This is a genomic window from Nocardia thailandica NBRC 100428 (genome assembly GCF_000308795.1).
GTDB classification, from domain to species: Bacteria; Actinomycetota; Actinomycetes; order Mycobacteriales; family Mycobacteriaceae; genus Nocardia; species Nocardia thailandica.
The window spans coordinates 1-19,294 of the sequence record NZ_BAGK01000175.1 but is presented as its reverse complement, the minus strand read 5'-3'; the positions used below and the strand labels follow the sequence as shown (position 1 = coordinate 19,294).

Annotated in this window: 18 protein-coding genes, 2 tRNA genes and 2 pseudogenes; 13 read left to right on the top strand and 9 right to left on the bottom strand. The window is 70.8% G+C overall.

What is annotated here, in order from left to right; translation table 11 throughout:
- On the bottom strand, positions 1-1,196 hold a 1,196-nt coding region (locus ON36_RS19005; protein WP_052314125.1), incomplete at its 3' end, for an MFS transporter.
- A 199-nt stretch (positions 1,197-1,395) separates the two neighbouring features.
- On the opposite strand from ON36_RS19005, the gene ON36_RS19000 reads away from it, so the two are divergent.
- The 4 genes from ON36_RS19000 (at position 1,396) to ON36_RS18985 (ending at position 4,022) form a co-directional block, all read left to right on the top strand.
- Positions 1,396-2,187 carry a fumarylacetoacetate hydrolase family protein gene (locus ON36_RS19000; RefSeq protein WP_043655248.1) on the top strand — a complete coding sequence of 264 codons (792 nt, stop codon included), beginning with the start codon at positions 1,396-1,398 and terminating at the stop codon, positions 2,185-2,187.
- A gap of 11 nt (positions 2,188-2,198) precedes the next feature.
- Positions 2,199-3,671, top strand: a complete 1,473-nt coding sequence (gltX, locus tag ON36_RS18995; protein WP_043655246.1) for a glutamate--tRNA ligase — start codon at positions 2,199-2,201, stop codon at positions 3,669-3,671.
- Between the two features lie 177 nt (positions 3,672-3,848).
- Positions 3,849-3,920, top strand: a tRNA-Gln gene (locus ON36_RS18990).
- A 29-nt stretch (positions 3,921-3,949) separates the two neighbouring features.
- Positions 3,950-4,022, top strand: a tRNA-Glu gene (locus tag ON36_RS18985).
- Positions 4,023-4,137: 115 nt separating this feature from the next.
- On the opposite strand, the gene ON36_RS18980 is transcribed toward ON36_RS18985, so the two are convergent.
- A complete protein-coding gene (locus ON36_RS18980) occupies positions 4,138-4,839 on the bottom strand; it encodes an IclR family transcriptional regulator (protein WP_043655244.1) in 702 nt (233 codons plus the stop codon).
- 99 nt (positions 4,840-4,938) lie between these two features.
- Between ON36_RS18980 and leuC the strand changes: the two genes are divergently transcribed.
- The 3 genes from leuC (at position 4,939) to ON36_RS18965 (ending at position 7,848) form a co-directional block, all read left to right on the top strand.
- Positions 4,939-6,363, top strand: a complete 1,425-nt coding sequence (gene leuC / locus ON36_RS18975; protein ID WP_043655241.1) for a 3-isopropylmalate dehydratase large subunit — start codon at positions 4,939-4,941, stop codon at positions 6,361-6,363.
- A gap of 37 nt (positions 6,364-6,400) precedes the next feature.
- Positions 6,401-7,009 carry a 3-isopropylmalate dehydratase small subunit gene (gene leuD / locus ON36_RS18970; RefSeq protein ID WP_043655238.1) on the top strand — a complete coding sequence of 203 codons (609 nt, stop codon included), beginning with the start codon at positions 6,401-6,403 and terminating at the stop codon, positions 7,007-7,009.
- Between the two features lie 158 nt (positions 7,010-7,167).
- Positions 7,168-7,848 (top strand): HU family DNA-binding protein, encoded by a 681-nt coding sequence (locus tag ON36_RS18965; RefSeq protein WP_043655236.1) that lies wholly within the window; start codon positions 7,168-7,170, stop codon positions 7,846-7,848.
- Positions 7,849-7,996: 148 nt separating this feature from the next.
- Here ON36_RS18965 and ON36_RS18960 read toward each other — a convergent pair whose 3' ends face one another.
- From ON36_RS18960 to cofC, 3 genes are all read right to left on the bottom strand, one after another.
- The gene (locus ON36_RS18960; RefSeq protein ID WP_043655233.1) at positions 7,997-8,947 is read right to left on the bottom strand and encodes an NUDIX hydrolase; all 951 of its coding nucleotides are present in this window, start codon (positions 8,945-8,947) and stop codon (positions 7,997-7,999) included.
- Positions 8,947-11,115, bottom strand: a complete 2,169-nt coding sequence (locus ON36_RS18955) for an RNA degradosome polyphosphate kinase (protein ID WP_043655230.1) — start codon at positions 11,113-11,115, stop codon at positions 8,947-8,949. The genes ON36_RS18960 and ON36_RS18955 overlap by 1 nt, the downstream gene beginning before the upstream one ends.
- 73 nt (positions 11,116-11,188) lie before the next feature.
- Positions 11,189-11,860: a 2-phospho-L-lactate guanylyltransferase gene (gene cofC / locus ON36_RS18950; RefSeq protein ID WP_043655227.1), complete on the bottom strand. Its 672-nt coding sequence runs from the start codon at positions 11,858-11,860 to the stop codon at positions 11,189-11,191.
- 31 nt (positions 11,861-11,891) lie between these two features.
- Between cofC and ON36_RS18945 the strand changes: the two genes are divergently transcribed.
- On the top strand, positions 11,892-12,887 hold the full coding sequence (locus ON36_RS18945) for an NAD(P)H-dependent glycerol-3-phosphate dehydrogenase (protein WP_043655223.1): 996 nt from the start codon (positions 11,892-11,894) through the stop codon (positions 12,885-12,887).
- Between the two features lie 20 nt (positions 12,888-12,907).
- Positions 12,908-14,005, top strand: coding sequence for a D-alanine--D-alanine ligase family protein (locus ON36_RS18940; RefSeq protein WP_043655221.1), 1,098 nt, complete (start codon positions 12,908-12,910; stop codon positions 14,003-14,005).
- 157 nt (positions 14,006-14,162) lie between these two features.
- On the opposite strand, the gene ON36_RS18935 is transcribed toward ON36_RS18940, so the two are convergent.
- Positions 14,163-14,837 (bottom strand): DUF3515 domain-containing protein, encoded by a 675-nt coding sequence (locus ON36_RS18935; RefSeq protein WP_043655217.1) that lies wholly within the window; start codon positions 14,835-14,837, stop codon positions 14,163-14,165.
- 122 nt (positions 14,838-14,959) lie between these two features.
- Between ON36_RS18935 and ON36_RS18930 the strand changes: the two genes are divergently transcribed.
- Genes ON36_RS18930 through ON36_RS18920 form a run of 3 tightly spaced genes read left to right on the top strand, consistent with a single transcriptional unit; the run spans position 14,960 to position 17,017 of the window.
- Entirely contained in the window at positions 14,960-16,024 is a 1,065-nt protein-coding gene (locus ON36_RS18930) for a thiamine-phosphate kinase (RefSeq protein ID WP_043655254.1), read from the top strand.
- Between the two features lie 11 nt (positions 16,025-16,035).
- Positions 16,036-16,719, top strand: a complete 684-nt coding sequence (locus ON36_RS18925) for a uracil-DNA glycosylase (protein WP_043655214.1) — start codon at positions 16,036-16,038, stop codon at positions 16,717-16,719.
- Positions 16,720-16,768: 49 nt separating this feature from the next.
- The gene (locus ON36_RS18920) at positions 16,769-17,017 is read left to right on the top strand and encodes a hypothetical protein (protein WP_043655211.1); all 249 of its coding nucleotides are present in this window, start codon (positions 16,769-16,771) and stop codon (positions 17,015-17,017) included.
- A 194-nt stretch (positions 17,018-17,211) separates the two neighbouring features.
- Here ON36_RS18920 and ON36_RS36280 read toward each other — a convergent pair whose 3' ends face one another.
- The 3 genes and pseudogenes from ON36_RS36280 to rpmB all read right to left on the bottom strand — a co-directional run bounded on the left by ON36_RS36280 (position 17,212) and on the right by rpmB (position 18,751).
- Complete coding sequence (locus ON36_RS36280; protein WP_169334714.1) at positions 17,212-17,991, bottom strand: enoyl-CoA hydratase-related protein; 780 nt, start codon at positions 17,989-17,991, stop codon at positions 17,212-17,214.
- A gap of 93 nt (positions 17,992-18,084) precedes the next feature.
- Positions 18,085-18,483 (bottom strand): annotated as a pseudogene (locus ON36_RS36275) (GNAT family N-acetyltransferase); the annotation flags it as partial.
- 76 nt (positions 18,484-18,559) lie between these two features.
- Positions 18,560-18,751: a 50S ribosomal protein L28 gene (gene rpmB / locus ON36_RS33650; RefSeq protein WP_011210730.1), complete on the bottom strand. Its 192-nt coding sequence runs from the start codon at positions 18,749-18,751 to the stop codon at positions 18,560-18,562.
- A 314-nt stretch (positions 18,752-19,065) separates the two neighbouring features.
- Here rpmB and ON36_RS18905 point away from each other — a divergent pair.
- Positions 19,066-19,294, top strand: a pseudogene (locus tag ON36_RS18905) (DAK2 domain-containing protein); the annotation flags it as partial.

The following is a 19,294-nucleotide window of genomic DNA, read 5'->3' as shown; positions in this document are numbered from 1 at the left end:
CCGCGCGCGGGAACCTTCGCGGGCGGGTCGTGGGGGACCAGCGGGATCGCCAGCGCGGCGACCACGGCGGCCAGGGCGAAGGCGGCCGGGTAGCCGGCGACCGTGATCAGGCCGCCGAAGGCCGGGGGAATGATCGCCATCATCAGGTTCTGGCCGGTGTTCTGGATGCCGAGGCCGCGCCCGCTCCAGAACGGGCCCGCGATCTCGGCCACCGCGGTGAACGCCAGGCCGTTGTCCGACACCGAGATCACCGAGGCGGCGATCATCAGCGGCACCGCCAGCCACCAGATCCCGGTCGCGGCGAACACCGCCAGCGCGCCGGTGGCCACGGCCGCGGCGATCGCGACCTTGCGCAGCGGGACCAGCCTGCTGCCGACCCGGTCCGACCAGGCGCCCGCGCCGATCCGGCCGCCGGCGCCCAGGAACTGGGTCAGCGTCATCACCGCGCTCGCGACGGCGATGGCCCAGCCCAGCTCGATGTGCATCCACAGCAGCGCGAACGTCCACAGGGTGCCCTGGGGGACCACCAGCAGGATCGACACCGCGTGGATGCGCCACAGCGTCGCGTCGCCGCGGTAGGGGTTGGCGCGGTCGGCCGACTTGGCCGGCGGGCGCGGCGGATCGACGATGCCGATCGCGCACGCGACGGCGGCGGCCCCGGCCAGCAGCGCGGGCACCAGGAGGGCCGCCGCGACGCCGTGATGGGTGGCCACCCACGGCACCGCCAGCGCGCCGATCCCGACCCCCAGCGGCTGGGCGGCCTGCCGGATGCCCATCGCCAGGCCGCGCCGGTCCGGCGGGAACCACCCGACGATGACCCGCCCGCTGGCGCCGTTGGGACTGGCCGCGCCGACACCGCCCAGGAACAGCAGGACGCCGAACAGGACCTGGTTGCCCGCGAACGCGGCGCCGACGCCGGCGACGAACATCAGCGCCGTGCCCGCCACCAGGACGAAGCGCTCACCGATCCGGTCGACCACGTAGCCCCAGGCGATCAGCGTGCAGACCAGCCCGACGGTGGGCAGGGCGACCAGCGCGCCCGCGGTCGGCAGCGACCAGCCCTGCGCGGTCAGGGCGGGCAGCAGGAACGGGGTGGCGTGGATGAAGATCGCGCTGGAGGACTGCGCGAGTACGCCGAGCGCCAGCATGGTCCAGCGATGGGCGTCTCGGATCGTGGTCGTCGCGACCTGGGTCATCGGTCTCACCTCGCGCAGCGTGTCTCAGAATATGAGATTGTGATCTCAATGTATGAACTACGCGGCTTACGTTACACCCGGCGGGCCCCCGTGTTCCCGGCCGTCGGTGTCGATCGCCTCACATCCCGCGGACACGCCCGGCGCCGCGCCGGTGGGGGCGGCGCGATCGGGGGCGTTTCCCGGCCATAAACTCGGGGCCATGCGTCTAGGTCGAGTTGCCAGTCCCGATGGGGTCGCGTTCGTCAGTATCGAAGGCAGCGCTGCCGACGGCAGCGATGCGCGTGCGAAGGAAATCGCCGAGCATCCGTTCGGTACGCCGACGTTCACCGGCCGGAGCTGGCCACTGGCCGACGTGCGCCTGCTCGCGCCGATTCTGGCCAGCAAGGTGATCTGCGTCGGCAAGAACTACGCGGCGCACGCCGCCGAAATGGGCGGTCCCGCACCGGAAGACCCGGTGATCTTCCTCAAGCCGAATACCTCGATCACCGGTCCGAATTCCCCGATCCTGCTGCCGCCCAATTCAACTCAGGTCGATTACGAGGGCGAACTGGCGGTGGTGATCGGTCGTCCCTGCAAAGACGTGCCCGCCGCCAAGGCATTCGAGGTCGTACTCGGATATACGGTTGCCAACGACGTCACCGCCCGCGATCATCAGCGGCACGACGGTCAGTGGACGCGGGGCAAGGGCTACGACACTTTCTGCCCGCTCGGCCCGTGGATCGAAACATCGCTCGATCCAACGGATCTCGAAATCCGCACCGAGGTCGACGGAACGGTCGTACAGCGCAGCCGCACCTCGGCCTTCCTGCACGACATCCCGAAGGTGATCGAATGGATCAGCGCGGTGATGACCCTGCTTCCCGGTGACGTCATCCTCACCGGCACCCCGGAGGGTGTCGGCCCGCTGACCGAGGGGCAGTCGGTGTCGGTGACCGTCGAGGGCATCGGCACGCTGACCAATCCTGTCGCCGCGAAACCGCTCAAGAACTGAAAAGGCCAACCATGACCAACGTACGGGTCCGTTTCTGCCCGTCGCCGACCGGGACACCGCATGTCGGCCTCATCCGCACCGCCCTGTTCAACTGGGCCTACGCGCGCCACCACGGCGGCACCTTCGTCTTCCGCATCGAGGACACCGACGCCGCCCGCGACTCCGAGGAGTCCTACGCCGCGATCCTCGACGCCCTGCGCTGGCTCGGCCTCACCTGGGACGAGGGGCCGGAGGTCGGCGGCCCCTACGAGCCCTACCGCCAGTCGCAGCGGCGTGACCAGCACCTGGACGTGGTGCGCAGGCTGCTCGAGGCCGGCGAGGCCTACGAGTCGTTCTCCACGCCGGAGGAGGTCGAGGCCCGGCACAAGGCCGCGGGCCGCGACCCGAAGCTGGGCTACGACAACTTCGACCGCGACCTGACCGCCGAGCAGATCGCCGCCTACAAGGCCGAGGGCAGGCCCGCGGTCGTCCGGCTGCGGATGCCGGACGCCGATCTGTCGTGGAACGATCTGGTCAGGGGGGAGACGACGTTCAAGGCGGGGACCGTGCCCGACTTCGCGCTCACGCGCGGCAACGGCGACCCGCTCTACACCCTGGTGAATCCGGTCGACGACGCGCTCATGCGGATCACCCATGTGCTGCGCGGCGAGGACCTGCTCTCGTCCACCCCGCGCCAGCTCGCGCTCTACGGCGCGCTGCGCCGGATCGGCGTCGCGGAGTTCACCCCGGAATTCGGTCATCTGCCCTTCGTCATGGGTCAGGGAAACAAGAAGCTCTCGAAGCGCGACCCGGAGTCGAATCTGTTCGTCCATCGTGACCGCGGATTCATTCCCGAAGGTTTGCTGAATTACCTCGCCTTGCTGGGTTGGGGTATCTCCGAGGATCGCGACGTATTCTCCATGGCGGAGATGGTGGCGGCCTTCGACATTTCGAAAGTGAATTCGAATCCGGCCCGTTTCGACCAGAAGAAGGCGGACGCGATCAATGCCGAGCAGATTCGGCTGCTCGAGCCCGGCGATTTCGGTCACCGGCTGCGCGAGTTCCTGACCGCGCAGGGTCACCTGGGCGCCGAGGTGGACGAGAAACTGTTCCTGGCGGCCGCCGAACTGGTGCAGACCCGCATCGTGGTGCTCGGCGACGCGTGGGATCTGCTGCGTTTCCTGTTCGTCGCGCCCGCGGAATTCGCGCTGGACCCGGCCGCGGCCGCCAAGAACCTGGGCGCCGAGGCCGACCCCGTCCTCGACGCGGCCCTCGCCGCGATCGAGCCGCTCGCGGAGTGGACCACGCCCGCGCTGGAGGAGGCGCTCAAGGCGGCGCTGATCGACGGTCTCGGTCTCAAGCCGCGCAAGGCGTTCGCGCCGGTGCGGGTGGCGGTGACCGGCTCGCACATCTCCCCGCCCCTCTACGAGTCGATGGAGCTGCTCGGCCGGGAGGAGTCGCTGCGGCGGCTGCGCGCCGCCCGCGGCTGGGTGCCGGCCGAGTGAGCCGCCCGGTGGGGTCGCGAATCGGTGCGCGACCCCACCGGATCCGCCCGAAACGTAGGGTCTGACCAGGCGATTTGTAGTTGACCCCACCTGGTGGGGTAATCTTCTCCTCGCCGCGGAACACGGCCTCGAGACACCGACAACCAGCCGGTGCGCGAGGGCGAGCGTTTCCATCCTTGGGGTATGGTGTAATTGGCAACACAGCTGATTCTGGTTCAGCCATTCTAGGTTCGAGTCCTGGTACCCCAGCAAGATCTCCTTCCGAGTGAGATCGTCCTGGCCCCGTCGTCTAGCGGCCTAGGACGCCGCCCTCTCAAGGCGGTAGCGCGGGTTCAAATCCCGTCGGGGCTACAGAGAAAGACCCCCGGTCACCCGACCGGGGGTCTTCTTCGTTTCCGGGAGCGGACGCGGCCTCCGGCGGGCGTGCCGTCGGAGGCGGCGTCTGTCTGTCTGTCCGTCTGTCTGTCTACAGCCGCTTGTGCAGCGCCTCGGCCGCGGCGACCAGATCGGCCGCCCACCGGGCGCCCGGCCGCCTGCCCATCCGATCGATCGGGCCCGACACCGACACCGCGGCCACCACCGTGCCCGCCGCGTCCCGCACGGGCGCCGAGACGCTCGCCACACCCTGCGCCCGCTCGGCCGCGCTCTGCGCCCAGCCCCGCTTGCGGACCTCGGCCAGCGCCCGCTCGCCGAACACGGCGTCGGCCAGCACGGTCCGCTGCAGCTCGGGGTCGGCCCACGCCAGTAACACCTTGGCCGCCGACCCCGCGGTCAGCGGCAGGCGCGAGCCGACCGGGACCGTGTCGCGCAGGCCGACCGGGGGTTCCAGCGCCGCCACGCAGACGCGCGCGTGCCCGTCCCGGCAGTACAACTGGACGCTCTCGCCGGTGATCTCCCGCAGGCGGGGCAGAATGGCACCGGCCGCCTCGACGAGGGGATCGGCCGCCCCCGCCGACAGTTCGGTCAGCGCCGGGCCGGGCCGCCACAGCCCGTTGCCGTCGCGGGCCAGCAGCCGATGCGTCTCCAGGCCGACGGCCAGCCGGTGCGCCGTGGCCCGGGGCAGCCCGGTGCGGGTGCACAGGTCGTTGAGACCACAGGGCTGCTCGGCGACGGCGTAGAGCACCGCCACGGCTTTGTCGAGGACGCCGATACCGCTATGCTGTCTCATATAACGATACTAGCGTCCCATATCGTGAGATCTCAACACCCCGAGAGCCCGCTCACGGTGCCCGGGACATCGTCAGCCCAGTCGAAAGGTGATCCAGCAATGGCCGAGCGCGCTCGCACACTGGCCGAGAAGGTGTGGGACCAGCACGTGGTGTCCCGCGGGGAGGGCGAAGGCGCCTCCCGCGAACCCGACCTGATCTACATCGACCTGCATCTCGTGCACGAGGTGACCAGCCCGCAGGCCTTCGACGGCCTCCGCGCCGCGGGCCGCACGGTGCGCCGTCCCGATCTCACCATCGCGACCGAGGACCACAACGTCCCCACCGTCGACATCGACAAGCCGATCGCCGACCCGATCTCGCGCACCCAGGTGGAGACCCTGCGCCGCAACTGCGCCGAGTTCGGCGTGCGCCTGCACCCGATGGGCGACCTGGACCAGGGCATCGTGCACGTGGTCGGCCCGCAGCTCGGCCTGACCCAGCCGGGCACCACCGTGGTGTGCGGCGACAGCCACACCTCGACCCACGGCGCGTTCGGCGCGCTGGCGATGGGTATCGGCACCAGCGAGGTCGAGCACGTGCTGGCCACCCAGACGCTGTCGCTGCGCCCGTTCAAGACGATGGCGATCACCGTCGATGGCGAACTGCAGCCCGGAGTGTCCTCCAAGGACCTGATCCTGGCCGTCATCGCCAAGATCGGCACCGGCGGCGGCCAGGGCTACGTCCTGGAATACCGCGGCGAGGCCATCCGCAAGCTGTCGATGGAAGCGCGGATGACCATCTGCAACATGAGCATCGAGGCGGGCGCCAGGGCGGGCATGATCGCCCCCGACGAGGTCACCTACGAATTCCTGAAGGGCCGCCCGCACGCGCCGTCCGGGGCCGACTGGGACGCCGCCGTGGCGGCCTGGGACGCGCTGAAGACCGACGAGGGCGCCGTTTTCGACGCCGAGGTGCACATCGACGCCGACGAGCTGACCCCGTTCGTCACCTGGGGCACCAACCCCGGCCAGGGCGCCCCCCTCGGCGAGAACGTGCCCGACCCGGCCGACTTCGCCGAGGAGAGCGACCGCGACGCCGCGCAGAAGGCCCTGCGTTACATGGACCTGACCCCGGGTACCCCGCTGCGGGAGGTGAAGATCGACACCGTGTTCGTCGGCTCGTGCACCAACGGCCGGATCGAGGATCTGCGGATGGTCGCGGACGTGCTCAAGGGCCGCAGGGTCGCCGACGGCGTGCGGATGCTGGTCGTGCCGGGCTCCATGCGGGTGCGTGCCCAGGCCGAGGCCGAGGGCCTCGGCGAGATCTTCACCGCCGCCGGCGCGGAATGGCGGCAGGCGGGCTGCTCGATGTGCCTGGGCATGAATCCCGACCAGCTGGCCCCCGGTGAGCGCAGCGCCTCCACGTCGAATCGCAATTTCGAGGGCAGGCAGGGCAAGGGCGGCCGTACGCACCTGGTTTCCCCCGCCGTCGCCGCCGCGACGGCGGTCCGCGGAACCCTGTCCTCGCCTGCCGATCTGGCCTGAGCGCCCGCCGATACGAACCAGAAGAAGGAGAATCGAGATGGAAGCCTTCACCGTCCACAAAGGCATCGGCGTCCCGCTGCGACGGTCCAATGTCGACACCGACCAGATCATCCCGGCCGTTTACCTGAAGCGGGTCACCCGCACGGGTTTCGAGGACGGCCTGTTCGCCGGCTGGCGCGCCGACCCGGACTTCATTCTGAACACCGAGCCCTACTCCCGGGGATCGGTGCTGGTGGCCGGGCCGGATTTCGGCACCGGATCCTCCCGTGAGCACGCTGTCTGGGCGCTGTCGGACTACGGGTTTCGGGTGGTCATCTCCTCGCGTTTCGCCGACATCTTCCGCGGCAATGCGGGCAAGGGCGGTCTGCTGGCCGCGCAGATGTCACAGAATGATGTCGAAATGCTGTGGAAGCTGATCGAGGAACAGCCGGGTCTCGAATTGGTGGTGGACCTCGAGGCACGCACTGTGACCGCGGGAACGGTCGTGTTGCCGTTCGATATTGACGACTACACCCGGTGGCGTCTGCTGGAGGGTTTGGACGACATCGGCCTGACCCTGCGGCGCGCCGACGAGATCGCCGAGTTCGAAAAGGCCCGGCCCTCTTGGAAACCCACCACCCTCCCGGCTCGCATTTCGCAGGCGTAATGACCGGCACCCGATAGCGGCGGGCGCCCCGGGGGGCGGTAGCTGGACGTGTGCTAAACCACATGAATTTTGGCGTGGCACATGGACTCTTGCAGAAACTGGGTTTACCGTGGTACCTAGTCGGTCCGACGACGGGCCATTAGTCTGCGGAGGATTCAATGAACAAGGCGGAACTGATCGACGTTCTGACCGAAAAGTTGGGTACGGACAGGCGCACGGCCACTGCAGCGGTCGAGAACGTGGTCGATACCATCGTGCGCGCCGTGCACAAAGGTCAGAGCGTGACCATCACCGGATTCGGTGTGTTCGAACAGCGCAAGCGTGCCCCCCGGGTTGCCCGCAACCCGCGTACCGGCGAAACCGTGAAGGTGAAGGCGACTTCGGTTCCGGCTTTCCGCCCCGGTGCGCAGTTCAAGGCCGTGATCGCCGGTAAGCAGAAGCTCAACGCCTCCGGCCCGGCGGTCAAGCGCGGCGCCAACGCCCCCGTGGCGGCGAAGAAGGCCGCCGCCAAGAAGACCGCGGCGAAGAAGGCGGCGGCCAAGAAGGCGACCCCGACCAAGGCGCCGGCCAAGACCACGGCCCGCAAGGCCGCGACCAAGGCCCCCGCCAAGAAGACCGCGACGAAGGCCGCGGCCAAGAAGACCACCAGCACCGCCACCACCGCGGCCAAGAAGACCACGGCGGCAAAGAAGGTCACCGCGGCCAAGAAGGCCCCCGCCAAGGCCGTGAAGGCGACCAAGGCGACCAAGGCGACCGCCGCCAAGAAGACCACGGCGGCGGCCAAGAAGGCGCCCGCGAAGAAGACCGTCGCGAAGAAGACCACGGCGCGTCGCCGCTGACCCCGCCGCGGCGGGATCGGTGGCGCGGGTGGGCGCATGTCGGGGAATGTGCACCCGCTCGCGTGAGAGCTCAGTGAAGCACGAAGCGGCTCCGGTTCGCCGGAGCCGCTTCGTCATTTCCGTGGGGTGATTGGGGGCCGAACCCGACTCAGGGTTTGACGATGCCCGTCGACAGGGCCCGATCCATATGGTCGGCCGCGACCAATCGGTCACCGGAGAACGACAGCACCCACACGCTGCCCTTGCGATTGCGGGCCGGTGGCAGGGTCACGCCGTCCTCGTCGGCCAGTGATTGCACGAGATCGGGAATGACGCCGCCCTGACTGCACACCACCGGAACACCGCGGTCGGTAACCAGCTCCCGAATTCGCGCACGGGCCGCCGCGCGGGTGGAATCCGCGTCGTTTCCGGAAGCATAGCGGACTTCGGAAAACATTGGCTCGCAATTGATTTCGGTTCCGATACGTTCCGCGAGCGGCGCAACGGTCTGCACACAGCGCAGCGGATCGGCCGAATGGATTTCACTCGCGCCGAACGCCAGCAGATTCGCCACCAGTCCCTCGGCCTGGAGCAGGCCCGCCTTCTCCAGGGGACGCTGGGCGTCGGGGCCGTCGAAGCTGTGGCGCTTACCCGCCTTGGCGTGCCGGACCAGCAGCAGGGTGCGGGTATGGGCGGGCAGCCGGGCGAAGGTGCGCACGATCTGGCGGTCCATCGGGTACGACAGCTCGTCCATCACCCGGTCCAGCGGGATCCAGCGCAGCTCGTCGACTTCGGAGTTCTCCGCGAAATCGCCGTCGGCGGCCCGCGCCGCCCAGTAGTCCACCCGCTTGAGCTGGCGGTGACCGGGGATCGGATAGGTGACGTGACCGAGATAGCGGCCCAGCACGCACGCCAGGCCGGTCTCCTCGGACACCTCGCGGACCGCCGCGATCACCGGGGTCTCACCGGGATCGAGTTTGCCCTTGGGCAGCGACCAGTCGCCGTACTTGGGGCGGTGGATGACCGCGATATCGGTCCCGCCACGGGTGCCGGGGCGCCAGAGCACCGCCCCCGCGGCGTGAATGTTGGGCCGGACACGGGGATCGTCGATGGTGGGCATCACGGCTGATTCGGTCTGCGCAGACGCATGAGGAACTCCTGGTGATCACGAACCTGTTCGGGGGCGGCGTCCTGCGGACTGGCCTGCCAGGTACCGTCGGCGCCCAGCACCCAGCAGCGGGTCATCGGGTCGAGTGCCGAATCCAGCGCCACGGTCAGCTGATCGGTCAGCCGCGGATCCTTCACCTGCACCATCACCTCCACCCGGCGGTCGAGATTACGGTGCATCATGTCGGCGCTGCCGATCCAGGTCTCGTTCTGGGCGCGGAAGTCCAGCACCCGGGAATGCTCGAGGTAGCGGCCGAGGATGGAGCGCACCTCGATGTTCTCGCTCATGCCCTCCACACCCGGGCGCAGGCCGCAGATGCCGCGCACCACGATCTGCACCGGCACACCGGCCTGGGAGGCGCGGTAGAGGGCGTCGATGATCTGCTCGTCGACGATCGCGTTGGCCTTGAGCCGGATCCGCGCGTCGCGGCCCTCGCGGGCCAGGGCGATCTCCCGGTCGATCCGCTCGATGATGCCGGCGCGCACGCCGAGCGGGGCCACCATCAGGTTGCGGTAGTCCTCCTTGCGGGAGTAACCGGTCAGCGAGTTGAACAGGTCGGTCAGGTCGGCGCCGATCTCGGGGGCCGCGGTCAGCAGGCCGACATCCTCGTACAGGCGCGCGGTCTTGGGGTTGTAGTTGCCGGTGCCGATGTGGCAGTAGCGGCGGATCGTCGAGCCCTCGCGGCGCACCACCAGGCAGGTCTTGCAGTGGGTCTTGAGGCCGATGAGGCCGTAGACCACGTGCACGCCCGCCTGTTCCAGCGCGCGGGCCCATTTGATGTTGGCCTGCTCGTCGAAGCGGGCCTTGATCTCCACCAGCGCCACCACCTGCTTGCCCGCCTCGGCGGCCTCGATGAGCGCGTTGACGATGGGGGAGTCGCCGGAGGTGCGGTAGAGGGTCTGCTTGATCGCCAGGACCTGCGGGTCGGCGGCGGCCTGCTCGATGAACCGCTGCACCGAGGTGGAGAACGAGTCGTAGGGGTGGTGCACCAGGACGTCGCCCTCGCGCAGGGCGGCGAAAACATTGCGCGGGGTTTCGCGTTCGCCGAAGGCGGGCGGGGTGGCCGGGACGTAGGGGGCGTCCTTCAGCTCGGGACGGTCCACGCCGTAGACCTGCCACAGGCACGACAGGTCCAGCAGGCCGGGGACCTGGATGACATCGCCGGGGTCGACCTCCAGCTCACGTAGTAGGAGGTCCAGCATGTGCTCGGTCATGTCGTCGGAGACCTCGAGCCGGACCGGCTTGCCGAAGCGGCGCCGCGCCAGCTCGCGCTCCATGGCCTGCAGCAGGTCCTCGTCGCGGTCCTCGTCGACCTCGAAATCGGCGTTGCGGGTGATCCGGAACGAATGGTGCTCCACCACCTTCATTCCGGGGAACAGCAGGTCGAGGTGGGCGGCGATGAGCTCTTCCATCGGCAGGAAGGCCGCGATGGCCGAGGGCGCGTTCGTGCGGCGCACCCGCACGAAGCGGTCCACGTTGTCGGGGACCTTCACCCGGGCGAAGTGCTCGCCGCCGGTGCCCGCGTCCTTCACGGTGACGGCCAGATTCAGGCTCAGGCCGCTGATGTAGGGGAAGGGGTGGGCCGGATCGACGGCCAAGGGCGTGAGCACCGGGAAGACCTGGTCGGTGAAATAGCCCGACAGCCGGGCCCGTTCCTGCTCGTCGAGGTCGTGCCACTCGATGATGTCGATGCCCTCGGCGGTGAGCGCGGGCAGGACACTGTCGAGGAAGACGCCTGCGTGCCGCACCGCCAGCTCCTGGGCGCGGGCGGCGATCATGTCCAGCTGCTCCGACGGCGACCGGCCGTCCGCCGAGCGCACCGAAAGGCCGGTCTCGGCGCGGCGTTTGAGCCCGGCGACGCGGACCATGTAGAACTCGTCCAGGTTCGAGGCGAAGATCGCCAGGAACTTGGCGCGCTCCAGCAACGGCAGCGAGGCGTCCTCGGCCAGCGCGAGGACACGGGCGTTGAAGTCGAGCCAGCTCAGCTCGCGGTTGACGTAGCGATCGCGGGGCAACCGGTGGGGCGCCGCATCCGTGCCCGCCGCGTGCGCGGCCGCGGGCGGCGGGGAAATCTGCTGCTGCTGCTTGATGGTTTCCGTCTCGCTCACGTGATCGATCATCCCCTACGAACCGCTCGGTGCGCAGCGTGACGCCGGGCGGGTCGGCGCGCGTCCCGGACGGGTGAGCGATCACTCAGCACACGGTGTGCGCGGGCGCGGGCGGCAGCGCGGGCAGATCGATTTCCCGCAGGACAGCAGCGGTTTCCGGGCCCGTGCCCAGGGCGGCGACGCGGGCCAGATCGGCCGGGGTGTCGACGTCCGAGCGCAGTCCCGGCCACGCGCCGGTGAGTTCGGTCGCACCCGAGCGGCGGTGGGCATGAGCGGAATCGTTGCCGAATCGTGGCATCAGCGGGGCGGTGGTGTCGCGGACGAGCAGCGCCGCGGTGCCGGTGCCCGCGTGATCGGCCACCACCGCGCGGCCGGGCGGCGCCACGGTGAGCATCTCCCGCAGCTCGGCGGGGCGCAGCGCGGGCAGGTCGGCCTGCAACGCCAGCAGATGGGTGGGGCCGTGCCGGTCGCGGACCGCGGCCGCCGCGGCGGACAGGGCCGGATTCAGTCCGGCGCCCGCGGGTTCGGGCAGCACCTCGGCACCCAGGCCCGCGACCAGGGCGGCGACCGCCGGATCGGGGGTCGTCACGCTGACCGAGAGCACCTCGGGCACGGCGAGGACGGCGCCGACGGTGTCGGCCAGCATGGCCAGGACCAGGCGGCGCCGCCGCGGCGGGGACAGCAGCGGGGCGAGCCTGGTCTTGGCCCGGTCGGTGTGCTTGACCGCCAGCACGACATGCACGGTGTGCGGACGCATGGCTCCAATCCTTACATGGCATATTGGGCGGATGACGAGGGCGGCGGTATTGGGCGCGGGGTCGTGGGGAACGGCTTTCGCAAAGGTCTTGGCGGAAGCGGGAACCGAGGTCACGGTGTGGGCCCGGCGGGCCGAGGTGGCCGAGGTCATCGACACCACCCACACCAATCCGTTCTACCTGCCGGGAGTCGACCTGCCCCCCGTGCGCGGCACCGACGACCACCGGGTGGCGCTCGACGGCGCGGACATCGTCGTACTGGCGGTCCCGTCGCAGTCGCTGCGCGCCAACCTGGACCGCTGGCGCGACGACATCGGCGCCGAGGCCACGCTCCTGAGCCTGGCCAAGGGCATCGAGACCGGCACGCTGCTGCGGATGAGCCAGGTGATCGCCGAGGTCAGCGGCGCCGACCCGGGCCGGGTCGCGGTGCTGTCCGGGCCGAACCTGGCGCGGGAGATCGCCGAACGGCAGCCCGCCGCCACCGTCGTCGCCTGCTCGGACGCCGCCCGCGCCGAGGCGGTGCAGAAGGCCTGCGCGACCGGCTACTTCCGCCCCTACACCAACACCGACGTCGTCGGCTGCGAGATCGGGGGCGCGAGCAAGAACGTCATCGCGCTGGCCTGCGGGATCGCCGCGGGCATGGGGCTGGGCGACAACTCGATCGCCTCGCTCATCACGCGCGGGCTCGCCGAGGTCATGCGGCTCGGGGTCGGCCTCGGCGCCCAGCCGGTCACCCTCGCCGGGCTGGCCGGGGTCGGCGACCTCGTCGCCACCTGCACCTCGCCGCTGTCGCGCAACCGGTCCTTCGGATACGTGCTCGGCGAAGGCGGCTCCATGCAGGTCGCCCAGGAGGCGACCCATGGGCAGGTCGCCGAGGGTGTGAAATCCTGCACATCCATCCGCGCGCTGGCCGCGGCGCACCAGGTGGAAATGCCGCTGACCGACGCGGTGCACCGGGTGTGTCACGAGGGACTGTCGGTGCGCGAGGCGGTCGACAGCCTGCTGGGCAGGCGGATCAAGCCGGAGTGACCCGGCCTATGCTGCTTGCCATGAGCAAGCGGATCAGGGTCGCTGTCGTGTTCGGCGGACGCAGCAACGAGCACGCGGTGTCGTGCGTGTCGGCGAGCAGCGTGCTGCGCCACCTCGATCCCGAACGTTTCGAGGTGGTCCCGATCGGCATCACCCGGCAGGGCAGCTGGGTGCTCGGCGACGAGCGCCTCGGCGAACTCGCCCTCGCCCACGGCTCCTCACCCGCGGTCGACGCCTCGGGGACCGCGCTGACCCTGGCCGCCGACCCGGCGCGCGGCGGCTCGCTGGTCGCCCTGGACGACCCCGCGGCCACGCTCGGCACCGTCGATGTCGTGTTCCCCATCCTGCACGGGCCCTTCGGCGAGGACGGCACGCTGCAGGGCATGCTCGAACTCGCCGGGGTGCCCTACGTGGGCCCGGGCGTGCTGGCCAGCGCGGCGGGCATGGACAAGGAATTCACCAAGAAGCTGCTGGCGGCCGAGGGCCTGCCGGTCGGCGTGCAGGTCGTGCTGCGTCCCGGCACCGCCACCCTCACCGACGCCGAACGCGCGCGGATCGGGCTGCCCGCCTTCGTGAAGCCCGCGCGCGGCGGGTCCTCCATCGGCATCACCAAGATCACGTCCTGGGACCGGCTCGACGCCGCCGTCGCCGCCGCCCGCGAGCACGACCCCAAGGTCATCGTGGAGGCCGGGATCGTCGGCCGCGAGGTCGAGTGCGGCGTCCTGGAATTCCCGGACGGGCGCGTGCAGGCCTCGGTGGTCTCGGAGATCCGGATGCCCGACGCCGACGCGGCCGCGCCCGAGTTCTACGACTTCGACACCAAATACCTCGACGACGTCTGCGAGTTCGACGTCCCCGCCAAGCTCGACGACGCCGTCGCCGACGAGATCCGCGAGCTGTCGGTGCGCGCCTTCCGCGCCCTGGACTGCCAGGGCCTCGCCCGCGTCGACTTCTTCATCACCGCCGACGGGCCGGTGATCAACGAGATCAACACCATGCCGGGCTTCACCCCGATCTCGCAGTACCCGCGCATGTGGGAGGCGACCGGCGTCGACTACACCACCCTCGTCGCCACCCTGGTCGACACCGCACTGGCCCGCGGCACCGGGCTGCGGTGACGGTGACATCCGCGTCCGGGGCCGCGGGTTTTCGGCCTCGTGACCTCGCCGCCGAGTGCCGATACTGCGCCTGCGGCGTACGTCTCAGCACTCGGCGGCGAGGCGGCCGAAAACGTGGTGGGTGGGGTTTGCAGGTTTCCGGCTGCAGCTCTTCCGGCTACAGCTCGCCCGGGCGGGGCTCCTGGGCGGGGAGTTGGGCGACGGTGTCGGAGACGATCTGGACCGCGGCCGTGCCGGAGTTGTCGGGGACCGTGAGCGCGATGTAGGTCTCGCGGTCGACGGCGAACCAGGTGCCCTTCTTCGCGTCCTCGTCGCGGACCTGGAACCACTTCACGCCGTCGATCTCCGTCAGGGGGGAGGCGCGGTTGAACTCGAGGGGGCGGTCGAGACCGCAGCGCAGCACGATGGCCTCGCCGCCCTCGGGCAGCTGCCAGGCGCGGGTGGCGGGCGGGGCCGGCTCGACCAGGGTGGACTTGGTGTACTCGCCCAGGTCGGCGGGCAGAGCGGGAAGCAGGGTCTGGCAGGCGGTGCTGTCGGCGCCGGGCGCGGGGACCGGGCCAAGGGCGAGCGGCTCCCGCTCGACCGGCGCGTTACGGGCGATGACGGCGGCGACGATGATGCCGACGATCAGCACGACCGGCAGCGCCACCGCCGTGGCGATCAGCGCGGGGGAGTAGGCGGAATCGCCTGCGTTCTCGTCGGTCGCGGTCGCGTCCTCGGTGGCCGCGGTGGGCTCGGACGCGGCGGTGTCCGGCGCGTCGTCGCCGTCCGCGCCGGCGGGGGTGACCTCGGGATCGTCCGCCGGGTCCTGGTTCGACGAATCCGCCGCCATGGTGCTGGGTCCTCTCCTGCGGGTCGGTGTGGCTGGGACGCCGGGTGGCCGTTGCGGGCCGGGCGCCTCCGAAAGGGTACCGTCGGGTCGATTTCGACTCCCACGACGGCGGGAAGGGGCGCATCATCAGCGAGGGCACTCGGGGGCCGACCGTGCGCGAGCTGGGGGAGTTCGCGCTCATCGACCGGATCACGGCGCGCCGACCCGCCGGGCCGGACGTGCTGCTCGGCCCCGGCGACGACGCGGCGGTGGTCGGTGCGCCGGACGGGCGCGTGGTGATCACCACCGACATGCTGGTCGAGGGCCGCCACTTCCGCCGGGACTGGTCCGCGCCGGGCGAGATCGGGCGCAAGGCCATCGCGCAGAACGCGGCCGACGTGGTCGCGATGGGTGCCCGGCCGACCGGGTTCGTCGTCGCGCTCGGCTGCCCGGGCGACACCCCGGTCGCCGACATCGAGGACCTGTTCGACGGCATGTGGGCCGAGATCGCCCGCAGCGGGGGCGCGATCGTCGGCGGCGACGTCGTCGGCGGCGAGCGTCTCGTCGTCTCGGTCACCGCGTTCGGCGACCTCGGCGGCCGCGCCCCGGTCACCCGCGCGGGCGCCCGTCCGGGCGACCTCGTCGCGGTGGCGGGCGGGCTCGGCTGGTCGGCCGCCGGCCTGGAGATCCTGTCCCGCACCGACTTCCCCGGGGCACGGGTCACCGCCCTCGCGCAGAACGCGGACGTCGTCGTTCCGGGCGCGGACCCGGCGGCGGTCGGCCGCGCGCTGGCGACCCACCGGGTGCCGCGCCCGCCCTACGCGGCGGTGCGCGAGCTGCTCGACCACGGCGTCACCCCGACCGCGCTCACCGACGTCTCCGACGGCCTGCTCGCCGATCTCGGCCACCTCGCGCGCGCCTCGGGCACCCGGATCGATGTGCGGGCCGCCGCCCTCGCCGAGCCCGGCCTCCACGCGCTGGCCGCCGCGCTGGATGTCGATGCGGCGCAGTGGATCCTGGCGGGCGGCGAGGACCACGCCTTCGCTGCGACCTTCCCCGCGGGCACCGCGCTGCCGCCGGACTGGCGGGTGATCGGGGACGTTCACGCAGGTGCGGGCGTCACGGTCGACGGCGGCGGGTACACCGGCAACACCGGCTGGGAATCGTTCCGTGGGGTGGAGGTCCCGCCGCCGGGCGAATCACGATAGGTTGTGCGGTCATGGGTGCCAAACCACTGGCGGAGATCATCGATCCGGGCTGGGCCCGGGCTCTGGAACCGGTTACCGACCGCATCACCGAGATGGGCGAATTCCTGCGCGCCGAGAACGCGGCGGGCCGGGGCTACTTACCGGCGGGAGAGAACGTCCTGCGCGCGTTCCAGCGCCCGTTCGACGCGGTACGCGTGCTCATCGTCGGCCAGGACCCGTACCCGACCCCGGGTCACGCCATGGGACTGAGTTTCTCCGTCGCCCCGGATGTTTCGCCGGTGCCGCGCAGCCTCGCCAACATCTTCTCCGAATACAGCAAGGACCTCGGCTTCGACACCCCCACCTGCGGCGACCTGAGCCCGTGGTCGGACCAGGGCGTGCTGCTGCTGAACAGGGTCCTCACGGTGGCGCCCGGCAACCCGGCCTCGCACCGCGGCAAGGGCTGGGAAGCGGTGACCGAGCAGGCGATCCGCGCGCTGGTCGAGCGGGACGAGCCGCTGGTCGCGGTGCTCTGGGGCAAGGACGCGGGCAGCCTCAAGCCCGCCCTCGCCGCGGCCGAGGTGCCCTACATCGAATCCGCGCATCCCTCGCCGCTGTCGGCCTCGCGCGGCTTCTTCGGTTCCCGCCCGTTCTCCCGGGTCAACGAGCTGCTCGACGAACTCGGCGCAGAACCCGTCGACTGGCGGCTGCCTTAGTCCAGGCGTCCGCTCGCACAGAGAAATAGGAACAAGGAGTACACCCTTCATGCACAACCGCACTGTTCGTGCCGGCCTCGCGGGCATCGCCGCGGCCGCCGCACTCACCGCCACCGCCGGGGCCGCCTCGGCCCAGGGGCTGCAGCTCGAGCCCTACTCCGGCGAGCCCGCCGTCGCCGGCTACCAGATCGGCGAGGAGTGGACCTCCACCGGTACCTCGAGCATCTCCTCCGGCGTCAACGCCAAGGTCACCTGCATCCTCCAGAACACCCTGAGCGCCCTCGGCGCCAACTGCTAGTCGGTGTTGTTCGGCGGCTGGCGCCGCGTGGTTTCGGCCTCGTGACCTCGCCGCCGAGTAGCGATACTGCGCCTTCGGCGTGACGTATCGCTACTCGGCGGCGAGGCGGCCGAAACCGTGGTGGTCGCCGATTCTGGTCGGTGTCTGATCGGCCGTGGTGGGCCCACGCCCGGTCAGCTCACCTCCGGTTGCCGTCAGTTCACGGCGGCGTAGTCCGGCTTGCGCTTCTCGATGAACGCGTTCACGCCCTCGCGGCCCGCGGGGGTGCCCGCCGCGGCGGCGATGCCGTCGCGTTCCCGGTCGAGCTGGGCGTCCAGGGTCGACGTGGACGACACGGCCAGCAGGCGCTTCATCGCGGCGTAGGTGCTGCGCGGCCCGGCGACGAACGAGCGGGCCACGGTGGTGGCCTCGGCCAGGACGTCGGCGTCGTCGACCAGGCGGCTCAGGATGCCGAGGCGCACGGCCTCTTCGGCGTCGATCACCGCGTCGGTGAGCAGGATCTCCGCGGCCCGGCTCTTGCCGACGATGCGCGGCAGCGACCACGACATGCCGCCGTCGGGGCTCAGGCCGATGCCCGGGTAGGCGGGCCGCAGTTTCGTCGACGGGCCGCCGATGGCGATGTCGGCCGCGCACACCAGGCTCATGCCCGCGCCCGCCGCCCAGCCCTGCACCGCGGCGACCACGGGCAGCTCGACGGCCTCGAGCGCCCGGACGAATTCGTGGAGTTCCCCGGCCAGTTCGGCCAGATAGGCGCTGCGGTCCTCGGCGGCGGCGAAATCGCGCACGTTGCCGCCCGCGCAGAAGTTCGCGCCCGACCCGGTCAGCAGGACCGCGCCGACCTCGTCCCCTGCGGCGCGCAGGGCGGCGGTACCCGCGTTCACGAGATCGAAGTTCATCGAGGTGCCCGCGCCCGCGGTCGCGATGGTCAGGGTCAGAACACCGTCGGTGAGATCGACGGCAGTGTCAGCGCTCATGATCCGAGAGTATTGCGGCGCCACACCGGCCGCGCAGCCGGGCCGGGACCAGCGCTCCTCGGTCAGCAGGGTGATGGGGTCCACGCGCCGGTCTCCGGTGTCGGCGAAGCCGTGGCGGGTGTAGAAGGCGTGCGCGCGGGGATTGTCGGCGAACACCCACAGGGCCCGGGCCGTGCCGGGCGCGACGACCGCGCCGAACAGGGCGTCGGCCAGGCCGGTGCCCTGGTGGGCGGCGCGGACGTAGAGCGCGCACAACTCGTCGGCGGTGGCGGCGGCGAACCCGGCGACGGCATCACCGTCGCGGGCGAGCACGATCGTGTGTTCGCCGTCGCGGCGCCAGCGCTCCCAGGTCGCGACGGACCGCTCGGGGGCGAAGGCGGCCAGCACGTGCGCCGGGACCAGATGGCGGAACGACTCACGCCAGCTGTCGATGTGGCAGCGCGCGAGCGGCAGGACCAGCTCGGCGCTCAGCGGCTCGACCGGCGGAATCATCGGCCCGGGAAACGACGAAGCCCCGGATCACCCACGAGGGGCGCCGGAGCGTCGATCGGCAGATGTACGGGCTGAATCAGCCGCGGACGACCTTGCCCGCCTTCAGGCAGGAGGTGCACACGTTCATCCGGCGGGTGTTGCCCGGGGCAACCTGCGCACGCACGGTCTGGATGTTCGGGTTCCAGCGACGGTTGGTGCGCCGGTGCGAGTGCGAGACCGACTTCCCGAAACCGGGGCCCTTGGCGCAGACGTCGCAGACGGCAGCCATAGTCGCGAGCTCCTTCATGTCATAGCGAACCCGTGGCGAACACACGCCACTGGTCCGGAAACTGATGTCGTCAATGCCTTGCCGACTGACGTCGGCCAGCGCAGACCGTATCGGCCGCGCGAGGCAACCCTGCAAGGGTAGCTGGACCGGTCACGAACTGCCAAACCGGGGTCCCGGTAGAAGCGGCCGGGACGGTGCGGAGTTCGTGCCGTTCCGCGCTCAGCATAGCGGTGTCGTCACTGCCCGCTAACCTGGCCTGCGACGAGCCGGGAGCGCCCGGTACGTGGGCGCATGGAGTCGGAGAGGGGTGAGCGGTGTCACGCGAGGAACTCGACGGCACCCAGGTGCTGCACTGGGCCCGTTCCTGCACGGCCGAGCTGGAGCGCCGCCGCGGCGAGATCGACGCCCTCAACGTGTTCCCCATCGCCGACGCCGACACCGGCACCAACATGCTGGCCACCATGCGGGCCGCCGTCCGCGAGGCCGACACGCCGACCTCGCGCCCCGGCCCGGCGCCCGGAACCGCGGCCGACCCGGCAGCCG

Excerpts from the sequence above, each read along its gene's own strand:
- ON36_RS19000 (WP_043655248.1), top strand. The coding sequence starts at position 1,396 with ATGCGTCTAGGTCGAGTTGCCAGTCCCGATGGGGTCGCGTTCGTCAGT.
- gltX (WP_043655246.1), top strand. The coding sequence starts at position 2,199 with ATGACCAACGTACGGGTCCGTTTCTGCCCGTCGCCGACCGGGACACCG.
- ON36_RS18960 (WP_043655233.1), bottom strand. The coding sequence starts at position 8,947 with ATGCCCACCATCGACGATCCCCGTGTCCGGCCCAACATTCACGCCGCG.
- ON36_RS18925 (WP_043655214.1), top strand. The coding sequence starts at position 16,036 with ATGGGTGCCAAACCACTGGCGGAGATCATCGATCCGGGCTGGGCCCGG.
- leuD (WP_043655238.1), top strand. The coding sequence starts at position 6,401 with ATGGAAGCCTTCACCGTCCACAAAGGCATCGGCGTCCCGCTGCGACGG.
- rpmB (WP_011210730.1), bottom strand. The coding sequence starts at position 18,751 with ATGGCTGCCGTCTGCGACGTCTGCGCCAAGGGCCCCGGTTTCGGGAAG.
- ON36_RS36280 (WP_169334714.1), bottom strand. The coding sequence starts at position 17,991 with ATGAGCGCTGACACTGCCGTCGATCTCACCGACGGTGTTCTGACCCTG.
- ON36_RS18955 (WP_043655230.1), bottom strand. The coding sequence starts at position 11,115 with ATGATCGATCACGTGAGCGAGACGGAAACCATCAAGCAGCAGCAGCAG.
- ON36_RS18920 (WP_043655211.1), top strand. The coding sequence starts at position 16,769 with ATGCACAACCGCACTGTTCGTGCCGGCCTCGCGGGCATCGCCGCGGCC.
- ON36_RS18940 (WP_043655221.1), top strand. The coding sequence starts at position 12,908 with ATGAGCAAGCGGATCAGGGTCGCTGTCGTGTTCGGCGGACGCAGCAAC.
- ON36_RS18965 (WP_043655236.1), top strand. The coding sequence starts at position 7,168 with ATGAACAAGGCGGAACTGATCGACGTTCTGACCGAAAAGTTGGGTACG.
- ON36_RS18945 (WP_043655223.1), top strand. The coding sequence starts at position 11,892 with ATGACGAGGGCGGCGGTATTGGGCGCGGGGTCGTGGGGAACGGCTTTC.
- ON36_RS18980 (WP_043655244.1), bottom strand. The coding sequence starts at position 4,839 with ATGAGACAGCATAGCGGTATCGGCGTCCTCGACAAAGCCGTGGCGGTG.
- ON36_RS18935 (WP_043655217.1), bottom strand. The coding sequence starts at position 14,837 with ATGGCGGCGGATTCGTCGAACCAGGACCCGGCGGACGATCCCGAGGTC.
- cofC (WP_043655227.1), bottom strand. The coding sequence starts at position 11,860 with ATGCGTCCGCACACCGTGCATGTCGTGCTGGCGGTCAAGCACACCGAC.
- leuC (WP_043655241.1), top strand. The coding sequence starts at position 4,939 with ATGGCCGAGCGCGCTCGCACACTGGCCGAGAAGGTGTGGGACCAGCAC.